We start from the raw sequence: 13,493 nt of genomic DNA, 5'->3' as shown, positions 1-13,493 counted from the left end.
TGTATGAATTGGTTAATTATTCACCAGATGCCTGCTGCGCTTCCGGCTTACCGTAAATCAGTAATGGCTTGCTCTGACCGCCGATCACCGACTCATCAATCACTACTTTTTCGACGTCTTCCATCGAAGGCAGATCGTACATGGTATCCAGCAGCGCGGCTTCTACGATGGAACGCAGACCACGAGCGCCGGTTTTACGCGCCATCGCTTTGCGGGCAATCGCATCCAGCGCTTCGTCGCGGAATTCCAGGTCAACGCCTTCGAGGTTGAACAGCGCCTGATACTGCTTGGTCAGGGCGTTTTTCGGCTCTTTCAGGATCTGGATCAGCGCTTCTTCGCTCAGTTCACTCAGCGTCGCCACGACCGGGAGACGACCGATAAATTCGGGAATCAGACCGAATTTGATCAAATCTTCCGGTTCCACCTGCGAGAGCAGTTCGCCTTCGCTGGCCTTGTCAGATTTCGCTTTCACCGTCGCGCCAAAACCAATGCCGGAGCCGGTTTCAACACGATTGGCGATCACTTTATCCAGGCCGGCAAATGCACCGCCACAGATGAACAGGATCTTTGAGGTATCCACCTGCAAGAATTCCTGTTGCGGATGTTTACGTCCACCCTGCGGCGGAACGGCGGCAACCGTCCCTTCAATCAGTTTCAGCAGCGCCTGCTGTACGCCTTCGCCGGAAACGTCACGGGTAATCGACGGGTTGTCAGACTTGCGGGAAATCTTATCAATTTCATCGATATAGACGATACCACGCTGCGCCTTCTGCACATCGTAGTCGCACTTCTGCAACAGTTTCTGAATAATGTTCTCAACGTCTTCACCCACGTAACCCGCTTCGGTCAGCGTGGTGGCATCCGCCATTGTGAACGGAACGTCCAGCAGGCGCGCCAGCGTTTCCGCCAACAGCGTTTTACCGGAACCGGTCGGACCGATCAGCAGAATGTTACTTTTGCCCAATTCGACGCCATTACTGGTGTCGCCATTGCGCAGACGTTTGTAGTGGTTGTATACCGCGACCGCCAGCACTTTTTTCGCCTGTTCCTGACCAATGACGTAATCGTCAAGGTGGTTACGAATTTCGTGTGGCGTCGGCAGCGCACTGCGTTCACGATGCGGTGCAACTTCCTTAATCTCTTCGCGAATGATGTCGTTACACAGATCGACACATTCATCGCAGATATACACGGATGGACCGGCGATGAGCTTACGCACTTCATGCTGGCTTTTGCCGCAAAAAGAGCAGTACAACAATTTGCCCGAGCCATCTTTGCGTTTATCTGTCATGAGTCAAAACCTCTTCTTTGTTCTTTGTGCCGCACACGACGACGCAAAATGCCATTCTCAGGCGCAACTCGCTTTGTCGCGTTGTGCCGCCCCTGGTAAGTATAGCGGCAGAGTTGCGCCCCGGGCATCAATTACGATGGGTCAAAATCGAGTCGACTAAGCCATACTCCACTGCCTCAGCGGCAGAGAGGAAGCGATCGCGCTCAGTATCACGCTCAATCTGCTCAAGAGATTGACCCGTATGGTGTGCCATAAGTTCGTTCATGCGCCCTTTTACTTTCAGGATTTCACGGGCGTGAATTTCAATATCTGTTGCCTGGCCCTGGTAACCGCCCAACGGCTGGTGAATCATCACACGGGAGTTCGGCAGGCAGAAACGTTTACCTTTCGCCCCGGCGGTCAGCAAGAACGCGCCCATCGAGGCCGCCTGGCCCATACAGATGGTGCTGACGTCTGGCTTAATAAACTGCATGGTGTCATAAATCGACATGCCTGCGGTGATCACGCCGCCCGGAGAGTTAATGTACAGGTAGATGTCTTTTTCCGGGTTTTCCGCTTCCAGGAACAGCATCTGCGCCACAATCAGGTTAGCCATATGATCTTCGACCTGACCGGTCAGAAAAATGACACGTTCCTTAAGTAGACGAGAGTAGATATCAAAAGAGCGCTCACCACGTGAGGTCTGTTCAATGACCATCGGCACCAGCGCCATATGGGGTGCAAAGTTATCTCGTTCGCCGCTGTATGACATTTCCGTCTCCTGGATAAAAAATGAAAAAACCTGCTGTACCGATTGTAACCTTATGGACGGATTATCAGCTAGTCCCTCTGTTATGGGTACGGCATCGCCATAATTCAAGCATAACAATCTTTTGCTTTAACGCTAACACCGAAAAACGCTTTTTCGCACTCTTCCATGCAAAAGTCGTGACAAAAAAAAGGCCCGCCACCTCACGGTGACGGGCCTTTGTGCGAATTTCGCGCGATTAAGCGCAATTACGCCTGCTGGTTCATCAGCTCATTGAAGGTCGTGGCTTTTTCAGTCACTTTCGCTTTCGCCAGAACTGCTTCAACAGCCTGTTCTTCCAGAGCGACGTTACGCATGTTGTCCATCAGCTCTTTATTTTTGCTGTAGAACTCGATCACTTCTTTCGGATCTTCGTAAGCAGAAGCCATCTCTTCGATCAGGCCTTTCACGCGATCTTCATCCGCTTTCAGTTCGTTGGTACGAATCACTTCGCCCAGCAGCAGACCAACCACTACGCGACGCTTAGCCTGTTCTTCGAACAGTTCACGCGGCAGTTCCAGAGCTTGTTTCTCGTTACCGCCGAAACGCTGAGCAGCCTGACGACGCAGAACGTCGATTTCGCTGTCGATCAGAGCAGCAGGAACGTCGATGTCGTTCGCTTTCACCAGACCGTCGATGGCCTGAGTTTTAACACGGTTACGCACGGCGCCTTTCAGCTCGCGTTCCATGTTTTTACGCACTTCAGCACGCAGACCGGCAACAGAACCATCTTCAACGCCGAAACGTTTGATGAATTCTTCTGTCAGTTCCGGCAGCTCACGCTCTTCCACTTTCTTCAGGTTGATGGCGAATTTCGCCGCTTTACCTTTCAGGTTTTCAGCGTGGTAGTCTTCCGGGAAGGTCACGTCGATAGTGAATTCTTCGCCAGCTTTGTGACCTTTGATACCGTCTTCAAAGCCCGGGATCATACGACCCTGACCCATCGCCAGTACGAAATCAGACGCTTTGCCGCCTTCGAACTCTTCGCCGTCTACAGAACCGGTGAAGTCGAGGGTGACGCGGTCTTCTGCATCGGCAGCGCCGTCTTTATCTTTCCAGGTCGCCTGCTGCTTACGCAGGGTGTCGAGCATCACGTCAACATCGGCGTCAGTCACGTCAACAACCGGTTTTTCAACTTCGATTGTGTCCAGACCGGTCAGTTCAACTTCCGGATAGACTTCGAATTCTACCGCGTAAGTGAAGTCTTCACCCAGTTTGTATTCGCCCGGAACGTAGTTCGGTGCGCCAGCTGGATTGATTTTTTCTTTAATGATGGCATCAACGAAGTTGCGGCTCATCAGGTCACCCAGAACGTCCTGGCGAACTGACGCGCCATAACGCTGAGCAACAACATTCATCGGTACTTTGCCTTTACGGAAGCCGTCAATACGCACTTTCTTCGCGACGTTGACCAGCTCGCTTTTAACAGCGGTCTCGATGCTGTCAGCAGCGATAGTAATCGTTACACGGCGGCCAAGGCCTTGAGTGGTTTCAACTGAAACTTGCATCTTGTTACCTCAAAAAATCACAGTGCTCGGTCAACTCTACTCCGCAAGCACAGATTATTAGCTTCGCGGAACCGGGATGTTCTCTTAATCAATCACATTCCCTGTCGTCAGAATCATCCCGAAGACATTCAAATAAGACGCGGCATTATAGCGGCATCACTTTTATGAGTCGAGAACGGTTATTGCGCGTTGCTGCGGCATTTTTCACAATTCCCGGCTATTTTTGCCCTGAAAAGGGTCTGACCAGTGCAAAATTCAGACAAAACAAAACGGCCCGCAGGCCGTTTTCATACAATCTTTAGCAACATACTGGAAAAGCGCCAGCGGTTGCAAATGCGTTTTTAAGCGATGCTTCCCGCACCACGACAAGGCGGCGACGCAAAGATCGTATCCTGCAACCCTTCCCATTCTTTAATGGTATAGGTATGCAAGGCCAGCGCATGGACCGTTGTGGACAGTTCTGCGGTTAACGTACCGTAGATCATCCGATGACGATTCAAAAAACGCTCGCCGGTAAAGCGATCGCTAACCAGAACGACTTTAAAGTGGCTTTCTGAACCGGCCGGGACATTGTGACGATAGCTTTCATCCACAACTTCGAGGAACACGGGTTGGAACGCTGCCCTTAATTTTTCTTCTATTTGCTCACGTATCATCATGATATATCTCCTCAAACGTCGCTGAGATGTCACCCATCCCTTTAAATATTAGCCGCTTTTACCGGTTCCATTACACCATTACAACAAAAATTTAGCCTTCGTCTGATTTTCAGCGCCAACCCGATGAAGTTTACTGATTCAACCCATTGGTGGATGGCATAAACCCCGAATTTGATCCTTGTTACCTCTTTATTTGGACAACATGATGAATTTACATACGTTACCCACTTCCCCTCGCCGTTGGCGATGTTATGATGGCGGGAATTATTCTCTATCCATATGATTAAGAGTTACTGAGAGCACGAACATGTTAAAAAAAATCCTCTTCCCGTTAATCGCGCTTTTCATGCTGGCAGGCTGTGCGACACCGCCAACGACGATTGACGTTTCGCCTAAAATCACGCTTCCGCAGCAGGATCCCAGTCTGATGGGTGTGACCGTCAGCATCAACGGCGCCGATCAGCGTCAGGACCAGGCGCTGGCGAAAGTGACCCGTGACAATCAACTGGTCACGCTGACCGCTTCTCGCGATCTGCGCTTCTTGCTACAGGAAGTACTGGAAAAACAGATGACCTCCCGCGGTTATATGGTAGGCCCGAACGGTGCGGTCAACCTGCAGATTATCGTCAACCAGCTGTATGCCGATGTGTCTCAGGGCAACGTTCGCTACAACATTGCGACCAAAGCGGATATCGCTATCATCGCCACCGCAGCGAATGGCAACAAGATGACCAAAAACTACCGTGCCAGCTACTCTGTTGAAGGGGCTTTCCAGGCCACCAACAAGAATATCGCCAACGCGGTTAACAGCGTCCTGACCGACACTATCGCTGACATGTCTCAGGACACCAGCGTCCACGATTTCATCAAGCAAAACGCGCGTTAATTCTGTCTACTGACCCGGCACCTCGCCGGGTCAGTTTTCATGCCCATGCCCAATCATTACTTACGCATTTTTCAGCAACCGAAATCAGCCATCTTGCTGATGCTAGGCTTTGCCTCCGGTCTGCCGCTCGCACTCACCTCCGGTACGCTTCAGGCGTGGATGACCGTCGAAAATATCGACCTGAAAACCATCGGTTTCTTTTCGCTGGTCGGGCAGGCTTATGTCTTTAAGTTTCTCTGGTCCCCGGTTATGGACCGTTACACGCCGCCCTTTTTAGGCCGTCGGCGCGGATGGTTACTGACGACACAATGTCTCTTACTGATTTCCATCGCCGCAATGGGCTTTCTGGAGCCGGGAACCCAGTTACGCTGGATGGCGGCGCTGGCGGTAGTGATTGCCTTTTGTTCTGCCTCGCAGGACATCGTGTTTGACGCCTGGAAAACGGACGTCTTAGCTGCAGAAGAACGCGGAACCGGTGCGGCGATCAGCGTGCTCGGCTACCGTCTCGGGATGCTGGTGTCCGGTGGACTGGCACTGTGGATGGCCGACCGCTGGCTCGGCTGGCAGGGCATGTACTGGCTGATGGCGGCGTTTCTGATCCCCTGCATTATTTCCACGCTGCTCGCCCCCGAACCGACCGACAGCATACCGGTGCCAAAAACGCTGGAACAGGCGGTGGCCGCCCCGCTGCGCGATTTCTTCGGTCGCAACAACGCCTGGCTGATTTTGCTGCTCATCATCCTTTATAAGCTGGGTGATGCCTTCGCGATGACCCTGACCACCACCTTTTTGATTCGTGGCGTTGGCTTCGACGCCGGTGAAGTCGGCGTCGTCAATAAAACGCTGGGATTGATTGCCACCATTATTGGCGCGCTGTACGGCGGGGTATTGATGCAACGTTTGACGCTGTTTCGCGCGTTGCTGCTTTTCGGCATCCTGCAGGGCATCTCTAACACCGGATACTGGCTCCTTTCGGTGACTGACAAACACATGTTCAGCATGGCTGCCGCGGTATTTTTCGAAAACCTGTGCGGGGGAATGGGCACGTCGGCGTTTGTCGCGTTGCTGATGACGCTGTGTAATAAGTCGTTTTCCGCCACCCAGTTCGCTCTGTTATCGGCGCTTTCTGCCGTGGGACGCGTCTATGTTGGCCCGGTTGCCGGTTGGTTTGTCGAAGCCCACGGCTGGTCGACGTTTTATCTTTTCTCGGTTGCGGCTGCCGTTCCGGGACTGCTATTGCTGTTGGTGTGCCGGCAAACGCTGGAATACACGCGACAAAACGAAAGTTTCCTGCCGCGTACGGAGTTCCGTTCGGCCTACAGTCTGGCATTATGGATCCTGATGGCAGGATGTGCGTTGCTCGCCGTCTGGCTGCTGCTCCTGTCGATGAACGCGATGGACTTCACTAACTTCTCCTTCCTCTCCGGACTGCTGGAAGTCGCGGTGACTGTCGCCATTGTCGGCATCGTGTTTGGCGGAGTGCTCGACTATCTGGCGCTGCGCAAAACGCGACTGGTGTAAATTGCCGCGCTTATTTAGCCGTTGTAATCACTCTGCGTAATTATATCGGCTAAATAAACAGCAATTGAAAAAAAATAATATTTGTTGTTTTGTGCGCAATAGAATCTGGAAATTATTGACGCCTTTTATAGGTTTTATTTTCCTTACTCGATTCAGCCTGAACACATTTATATTTTGTATTTAATTTGTCTCTTTATTGATAATCAATTGTTAAACAATTGTTTTATTTTCACATTGGTTATACCAATTGCCCTCCTCTCACCTCCCTGGCGTCCCCTTTCGTTATAACGTGATGTTGCAACAGGTTCTTAATGCAGCAGCGACATATCTTGCAACATATGTGACACGGGCGGCAGAACCCGGTAACACGGATCCAATGATGTTTACAGTAATGTAACCTTCCCGTAAAATGCCCACACACTTTAAACGCCACCAGGTCCCGTGGAATTGAGGTCGTTAAATGAGACTCAGGAAATACAATAAAAGTTTGGGATGGATGTCATTAATTGCAGGCACTGCATTACTCAGTGGCTGTAATTCTGCGCTGTTAGATCCCAAAGGACAGATTGGACTGGAGCAACGTTCGCTGATACTGACGGCATTTGGCCTGATGTTGATCGTCGTTATTCCTGCAATCTTGATGGCTGTAGGTTTTGCCTGGAAGTACCGTGCAAGCAATAAAGATGCGAAGTATAGCCCGAACTGGTCACACTCCAATAAAGTGGAAGCAGTGGTCTGGACGGTGCCTATCTTAATCATTATTTTCCTTGCCGTACTGACCTGGAAAACCACTCACGCTCTTGAGCCAAGCAAGCCGCTGGCGCATGACGAGAAGCCCATTACCATCGAAGTGGTTTCCATGGACTGGAAATGGTTCTTCATCTACCCGGAACAGGGCATTGCTACCGTGAATGAAATCGCCTTCCCGGCGAACACTCCGGTTTACTTCAAAGTGACCTCCAACTCCGTGATGAACTCCTTCTTCATCCCGCGTCTGGGTAGCCAGATTTATGCCATGGCCGGTATGCAGACTCGACTGCATCTGATCGCCAATGAAGCCGGTACTTATGATGGTATCTCCGCAAGCTATAGCGGACCTGGCTTTTCCGGTATGAAATTCAAGGCTATCGCAACAGAGGACCGCGCCGCATTCGACCAGTGGGTTGCTAAAGCGAAACAGTCACCGAACACCATGAGCGACATGGCTGCGTTCGAGAAAGTGGCTGCGCCAAGCGAATACAACCAGGTGGAATATTTCTCCAACGTGAAACCCGATTTGTTTAAAGACGTTATTAACAAATTTATGGCTCACGGTCAGAGCATGGACATGACCCAACCGGAAGGTGAGCACAGCTCGCACGAAGGGATGGAAGGCATGGACATGAGCCACGCGGAAGCCGCCAACTCAAGGGGCTGAGGAAGAAAACGATGTTCGGAAAATTAACACTGGATGCAGTCCCGTTCCATGAACCTATCGTCATGGTTACGATCGCTGCCATTATCGTCGGGGGTCTGGCTTTATTAGCCGTGATCACTTACTTCGGTAAATGGACCTACCTGTGGAAAGAGTGGCTCACGTCCGTTGACCACAAGCGTCTTGGCATCATGTATGTCATCGTCGCTATCGTGATGCTGCTGCGTGGCTTTGCCGACGCCATCATGATGCGTAGTCAGCAGGCGCTGGCCTCTGCGGGTGAAGCGGGCTTCCTGCCGCCTCACCACTACGACCAGATCTTCACGGCTCACGGCGTGATCATGATCTTCTTCGTCGCAATGCCGTTCGTTATCGGTCTGATGAACCTGGTGGTTCCGCTGCAGATCGGTGCACGTGACGTTGCGTTCCCGTTCCTGAATAACCTGAGCTTCTGGTTCACCGTTGTCGGCGTTATCCTGGTTAACCTGTCTCTGGGCGTAGGTGAGTTCGCACAGACCGGTTGGCTGGCCTATCCGCCACTCTCGGGAATCGAGTACAGTCCGGGCGTCGGGGTCGATTACTGGATTTGGGCGCTTCAGCTCTCCGGTATCGGGACAACGCTGACGGGGATCAACTTCTTCGTCACCATTATCAAGATGCGTGCGCCGGGCATGACCATGTTCAAGATGCCGGTATTTACCTGGGCATCACTGTGCGCGAACATCCTGATTATCGCGTCGTTCCCTATCCTGACGGTTACCGTCGCGTTGCTGACCCTGGATCGCTATCTGGGCACCCATTTCTTTACCAACGATATGGGCGGCAACATGATGATGTACATCAACCTGATTTGGGCCTGGGGCCATCCGGAAGTGTACATTCTGGTTCTGCCGGTGTTCGGGGTGTTCTCCGAAATCGCGGCGACCTTCTCACGTAAACGTCTGTTTGGTTATACCTCGCTGGTGTGGGCAACCATCTGCATTACCGTTCTGTCGTTCATCGTTTGGCTGCACCACTTCTTCACTATGGGTGCTGGCGCGAACGTAAACGCCTTCTTCGGTATTACCACCATGATTATCGCCATCCCAACCGGGGTGAAGATTTTCAACTGGCTGTTCACCATGTATCAGGGCCGCATCGTTTTCCACTCCGCCATGCTGTGGACGATTGGCTTCATCGTGACCTTCTCAGTCGGCGGGATGACCGGCGTTCTGCTGGCGGTTCCGGGCGCGGACTTCGTGTTGCACAACAGTCTGTTCCTGATTGCGCACTTCCATAACGTCATCATCGGCGGTGTGGTCTTCGGGTGCTTCGCCGGTATGACCTACTGGTGGCCAAAAGCGTTTGGCTTCACGCTGAACGAAACCTGGGGTAAACGCGCATTCTGGTTGTGGATCATCGGTTTCTTCGTGGCATTTATGCCGCTGTACGTGCTGGGCTTCATGGGGATGACCCGTCGTCTCAGCCAGCAGATTGACCCACAGTTCCACCCGATGCTGGTTGTTGCCGCCTGCGGCGCCGCGCTGATTGCACTGGGTATCCTGTGCCAGCTGATTCAGATCTTCGTCTCTATTCGCGACCGCGAACAGAACCGTGACCTGACCGGTGACCCGTGGGGGGGTCGTACGCTGGAGTGGGCAACCTCTTCTCCGCCGCCGTTCTACAACTTTGCCATTGTGCCGCACATTCACGAGCGTGATGCCTTCTGGGAAATGAAAGAGAAAGGTGATGCGTACAAACAGCCTGCGCATTATGAAGAAATTCATATGCCGAAAAACAGCGGTGCGGGCATTGTGATTGCCGCGTTCTCCACCGTCTTCGGTTTCGCCATGATCTGGCATATCTGGTGGCTGGCGATCGCAGGCTTCGCAGGCATGATCATTAGCTGGATTGTGAAAAGCTTTGACGAGGACGTGGACTACTACGTACCAGTCCCGGAAGTCGAAAAACTGGAAAACCAGCATTTCGATGAGATTTCTAAGGCAGGGCTGAAAAATGGCAACTGATACTTTAGCGCACGCGACTGCCCACGCGCACGAACACGGGCACCACGACGCAGGCCAGACCAAAATCTTCGGATTCTGGATCTACCTGATGAGCGACTGCATTCTGTTCTCTATTCTGTTCGCAACCTATGCCGTTCTGGTGAACGGCACCGCAGGCGGCCCGACAGGTAAGGACATTTTCGAACTGCCGTTCGTTCTGGTTGAAACTTTCCTGCTGTTGTTCAGCTCCATCACCTACGGCATGGCGGCGATCGCCATGCACAAGAACAACAAAAGCCAGGTGGTCTCCTGGCTGGCGTTGACCTTCTTGTTCGGTGCCGGATTCATCGGGATGGAACTCTATGAATTCCATCACCTGATTGTTAACGGTATGGGTCCGGATCGCAGCGGCTTCCTGTCCGGGTTCTTTGCGCTGGTCGGCACCCACGGTCTGCACGTCACTTCCGGTCTTATCTGGATGGCCGTGCTGATGGTGCAAGTCGCCCGTCGCGGCCTGACCAGCACCAACCGCACCCGCATCATGTGCCTGAGCCTGTTCTGGCACTTCCTGGATGTGGTGTGGATCTGTGTGTTCACTGTTGTTTATCTGATGGGGGCGATGTAATGAGTCATTCTACCGAACATAGCGGCGCGTCCCATGGCAGCGTAAAAACCTACATGACAGGGTTTATCCTGTCTATCATCCTGACGGTCATTCCGTTCTGGATGGTGATGACGGGTGCTGCCTCTCCGGCCGTAATTCTGGGGACTATCCTGGCAATGGCAGTGGTGCAGATTCTGGTGCATCTGGTGTGCTTCCTGCACATGAACACCAAGTCTGATGAAGGCTGGAACATGACGGCTTTTGTCTTTACCGTGCTGATCATCGCCATCCTGGTTGTCGGTTCCATCTGGATCATGTGGAACCTCAACTACAATATGATGATGCACTAAGAGCGGCGGTTATGATGTTTAAGCAATACCTGCAAGTAACGAAACCAGGCATCATCTTTGGCAACCTGATCTCGGTGATCGGGGGTTTCCTGCTGGCCTCGAAAGGCAGCATCGACTATCCCTTGTTCATCTACACGTTGATCGGAGTGTCACTGGTCGTGGCGTCGGGTTGTGTATTTAACAACTACATCGACAGGGATATCGACAGGAAGATGGAAAGGACCAAAAACCGAGTGCTGGTTAAGGGACTGATCTCTCCTGGTGTCTCGCTGGTATACGCCACCCTGCTGGGTATTGCTGGCTTCATGCTGCTGTGGTTTGGCGCGAATCCTCTGGCCTGCTGGCTGGGCGTGATGGGCTTTGTGGTTTATGTGGGCGTTTACAGCCTGTATATGAAACGCCACTCGGTCTACGGGACGCTGATCGGCTCTCTCTCCGGCGCGGCGCCGCCGGTGATCGGCTACTGCGCGGTAACCGGTGAATTCGACAGCGGCGCGCTGATTCTGCTGGCAATTTTCAGCCTGTGGCAGATGCCGCACTCTTATGCCATCGCGATTTTCCGCTTTAAGGATTATCAGGCGGCTAACATCCCGGTTCTGCCGGTGGTGAAAGGCATTTCGGTCGCCAAAAACCACATCACGCTGTACATCGTAGCATTCGCTATCGCTACCCTGATGCTGACCCTTGGCGGCTACGCAGGTTACAAATACCTGATCGTTGCAGCGGCGGTAAGCGTCTGGTGGCTTGGCATGGCGCTGCGTGGTTACAAAGTGGAAGATGACAGAGTCTGGGCGCGCAAGCTGTTCGGCTTCTCCATCATCGCCATTACCGCGCTCAGCGTGATGATGTCCGTCGACTTTATGGTGCCAGATTCACACCATCTGCTGACCTACGTCTGGTAAGTTAATCGTCACATCTTCTATGCCGGATGGCGGCTGACGCCTTATCCGGCCTACAAAAAAGCATATTGCTCGTAGGCCGGATAAGATACGTTAGTATCGTCATCCGGCATTTTCGTCTCTAGCCGACGCCACTCACACCCCCAACATTTGTTAATAAAGCGCATGTTTACCCCGCCTGCTTAGCGCTTTACACTAGGCGCGAAATTAAGACAGAGGTGGGAATGAACGATTATAAAATGACGCCGGGTGAGTTGCGCGCCACCTGGGGTTTAGGGACCGTATTTTCTCTGCGCATGCTTGGCATGTTTATGGTCCTGCCGGTTCTGACCACATACGGCATGGCGTTACAGGGTGCCAGCGAAGCCTTAATTGGCCTCGCTATCGGTATCTATGGTCTGGCGCAGGCCATTTTTCAGATCCCTTTTGGGCTGCTTTCCGACCGTATCGGTCGCAAACCGCTGATTGTCGGCGGACTCGCCGTGTTTATCCTCGGCAGCATCATTGCCGCGCTGTCGGACTCCATCTGGGGCATTATTCTTGGTCGTGCGTTACAGGGGTCGGGTGCCATCGCCGCCGCGGTAATGGCGCTGCTGTCAGACTTGACCCGCGAGCAAAACCGCACGAAGGCGATGGCGTTTATTGGCGTGAGCTTTGGCATTACCTTCGCGATCGCGATGGTGCTCGGGCCGATCATTACCCACGCCCTGGGACTTAACGCCCTCTTCTGGATGATTGCAGTTCTGGCGACACTTGGGATTGTCCTGACGCTGTGGGTCGTGCCCGACAGCGCCAACCACGTGCTCAATCGCGAATCGGGGATGGTCAAAGGCAGTTTCAGTAAGGTACTGGCGGAACCGAAACTGCTGAAGCTCAACTTCGGTATCATGTGTCTGCACATTCTGCTGATGTCCACCTTTGTTGCCCTGCCCGGCCAGCTTGCTGATGCCGGTCTGCCGGCGGCGGAGCACTGGAAAGTGTATCTGGTGACCATGCTGATTTCGTTTGGCTCGGTCGTGCCGTTCATTATCTACGCCGAAGTGAAGCGCCGGATGAAACGGGTGTTCCTGTTCTGTGTGGCGCTGATTCTAATTGCCGAGATTGTTCTCTGGGGCGCGGGCGCCCATTTCTGGGAACTGATTATTGGTGTGCAACTGTTCTTCCTCGCCTTCAACCTGATGGAAGCGCTCCTCCCGTCGCTCATCAGCAAGGAGTCGCCGGCAGGCTACAAAGGGACGGCAATGGGTGTTTATTCCACCAGTCAGTTCCTCGGCGTCGCGCTGGGGGGATCGCTGGGCGGCTGGGTTGACGGCATGTTTGACGGACAGACCGTTTTTCTTGCCGGCGCGTTTTTAGCCGCTGCCTGGCTTGCTGTCGCCAGCACCATGAAAGAGCCGCCGTATGTCAGCAGCCTGCGGGTAGTTATTCCGCCGGAGATTGCGGCCGATGATGTGCTCAAACAGCGTTTGCTGGCAACAAAAGGCGTCAGTGAAGTGTTGATTGCACAACGGGAACATTCCGCTTACGTGAAGATCGACAGCAAAGTGACCAACCGCTTTGAGGTTGAGCAGGCCATCAGCCAGGCGTAA

12 protein-coding genes are annotated in these 13,493 nt (G+C 52.9%); 8 read left to right on the top strand and 4 right to left on the bottom strand.

Annotated elements, in window-relative coordinates; all coding sequences use genetic code 11:
* Positions 1 to 16: 16 nt before the first annotated feature.
* The 4 genes from clpX to bolA all read right to left on the bottom strand — a co-directional run bounded on the left by clpX (position 17) and on the right by bolA (position 4,245).
* Complete coding sequence (gene clpX, locus F384_RS01935; RefSeq protein ID WP_042324505.1) at positions 17 to 1,291, bottom strand: ATP-dependent protease ATP-binding subunit ClpX; 1,275 nt, start codon at positions 1,289 to 1,291, stop codon at positions 17 to 19.
* A gap of 127 nt (positions 1,292 to 1,418) precedes the next feature.
* Positions 1,419 to 2,042 carry an ATP-dependent Clp endopeptidase proteolytic subunit ClpP gene (gene clpP, locus F384_RS01930; protein ID WP_002891804.1) on the bottom strand — a complete coding sequence of 208 codons (624 nt, stop codon included), beginning with the start codon at positions 2,040 to 2,042 and terminating at the stop codon, positions 1,419 to 1,421.
* A 245-nt stretch (positions 2,043 to 2,287) separates the two neighbouring features.
* Entirely contained in the window at positions 2,288 to 3,586 is a 1,299-nt protein-coding gene (tig, locus tag F384_RS01925) for a trigger factor (RefSeq protein WP_046476258.1), read from the bottom strand.
* A gap of 341 nt (positions 3,587 to 3,927) precedes the next feature.
* Entirely contained in the window at positions 3,928 to 4,245 is a 318-nt protein-coding gene (gene bolA / locus F384_RS01920) for a transcriptional regulator BolA (protein ID WP_042324511.1), read from the bottom strand.
* Between the two features lie 307 nt (positions 4,246 to 4,552).
* Here bolA and F384_RS01915 point away from each other — a divergent pair, with 307 nt between their 5' ends.
* The 8 genes from F384_RS01915 (at position 4,553) to F384_RS01880 (ending at position 13,493) form a co-directional block, all read left to right on the top strand.
* Positions 4,553 to 5,131, top strand: a complete 579-nt coding sequence (locus F384_RS01915; RefSeq protein ID WP_046476255.1) for a lipoprotein — start codon at positions 4,553 to 4,555, stop codon at positions 5,129 to 5,131.
* 45 nt (positions 5,132 to 5,176) lie between these two features.
* Positions 5,177 to 6,652, top strand: a complete 1,476-nt coding sequence (ampG, locus tag F384_RS01910) for a muropeptide MFS transporter AmpG (protein WP_046497607.1) — start codon at positions 5,177 to 5,179, stop codon at positions 6,650 to 6,652.
* 460 nt (positions 6,653 to 7,112) lie between these two features.
* The gene (gene cyoA / locus F384_RS01905; protein ID WP_046476253.1) at positions 7,113 to 8,069 is read left to right on the top strand and encodes a cytochrome o ubiquinol oxidase subunit II; all 957 of its coding nucleotides are present in this window, start codon (positions 7,113 to 7,115) and stop codon (positions 8,067 to 8,069) included.
* Positions 8,070 to 8,080: 11 nt separating this feature from the next.
* Positions 8,081 to 10,072, top strand: a complete 1,992-nt coding sequence (cyoB, locus tag F384_RS01900) for a cytochrome o ubiquinol oxidase subunit I (protein WP_046476250.1) — start codon at positions 8,081 to 8,083, stop codon at positions 10,070 to 10,072.
* On the top strand, positions 10,062 to 10,676 hold the full coding sequence (locus F384_RS01895) for a cytochrome o ubiquinol oxidase subunit III (RefSeq protein ID WP_046476247.1): 615 nt from the start codon (positions 10,062 to 10,064) through the stop codon (positions 10,674 to 10,676). Before cyoB ends, F384_RS01895 begins: the two co-directional genes overlap by 11 nt.
* Positions 10,676 to 11,005 carry a cytochrome o ubiquinol oxidase subunit IV gene (locus tag F384_RS01890; protein ID WP_046476245.1) on the top strand — a complete coding sequence of 110 codons (330 nt, stop codon included), beginning with the start codon at positions 10,676 to 10,678 and terminating at the stop codon, positions 11,003 to 11,005. The genes F384_RS01895 and F384_RS01890 overlap by 1 nt, the downstream gene beginning before the upstream one ends.
* Before the next feature lie 11 nt (positions 11,006 to 11,016).
* Entirely contained in the window at positions 11,017 to 11,907 is an 891-nt protein-coding gene (cyoE, locus tag F384_RS01885; RefSeq protein ID WP_080949857.1) for a heme o synthase, read from the top strand.
* Positions 11,908 to 12,128: 221 nt separating this feature from the next.
* The gene (locus F384_RS01880) at positions 12,129 to 13,493 is read left to right on the top strand and encodes an MFS transporter (RefSeq protein ID WP_046476241.1); all 1,365 of its coding nucleotides are present in this window, start codon (positions 12,129 to 12,131) and stop codon (positions 13,491 to 13,493) included.

The organism is Citrobacter amalonaticus Y19, from assembly GCF_000981805.1.
In the GTDB taxonomy this organism is placed as follows: Bacteria; Pseudomonadota; Gammaproteobacteria; order Enterobacterales; family Enterobacteriaceae; genus Citrobacter_A; species Citrobacter_A amalonaticus_C.
This window is presented reverse-complemented; position numbering and strand designations above follow the sequence as displayed.

Coding starts and splice junctions, on each gene's coding strand:
- clpX (WP_042324505.1), bottom strand. CDS start 1,291: ATGACAGATAAACGCAAAGATGGCTCGGGCAAATTGTTGTACTGCTCT.
- clpP (WP_002891804.1), bottom strand. CDS start 2,042: ATGTCATACAGCGGCGAACGAGATAACTTTGCACCCCATATGGCGCTG.
- tig (WP_046476258.1), bottom strand. CDS start 3,586: ATGCAAGTTTCAGTTGAAACCACTCAAGGCCTTGGCCGCCGTGTAACG.
- bolA (WP_042324511.1), bottom strand. CDS start 4,245: ATGATGATACGTGAGCAAATAGAAGAAAAATTAAGGGCAGCGTTCCAA.
- F384_RS01915 (WP_046476255.1), top strand. CDS start 4,553: ATGTTAAAAAAAATCCTCTTCCCGTTAATCGCGCTTTTCATGCTGGCA.
- ampG (WP_046497607.1), top strand. CDS start 5,177: ATGCCCAATCATTACTTACGCATTTTTCAGCAACCGAAATCAGCCATC.
- cyoA (WP_046476253.1), top strand. CDS start 7,113: ATGAGACTCAGGAAATACAATAAAAGTTTGGGATGGATGTCATTAATT.
- cyoB (WP_046476250.1), top strand. CDS start 8,081: ATGTTCGGAAAATTAACACTGGATGCAGTCCCGTTCCATGAACCTATC.
- F384_RS01895 (WP_046476247.1), top strand. CDS start 10,062: ATGGCAACTGATACTTTAGCGCACGCGACTGCCCACGCGCACGAACAC.
- F384_RS01890 (WP_046476245.1), top strand. CDS start 10,676: ATGAGTCATTCTACCGAACATAGCGGCGCGTCCCATGGCAGCGTAAAA.
- cyoE (WP_080949857.1), top strand. CDS start 11,017: ATGATGTTTAAGCAATACCTGCAAGTAACGAAACCAGGCATCATCTTT.
- F384_RS01880 (WP_046476241.1), top strand. CDS start 12,129: ATGAACGATTATAAAATGACGCCGGGTGAGTTGCGCGCCACCTGGGGT.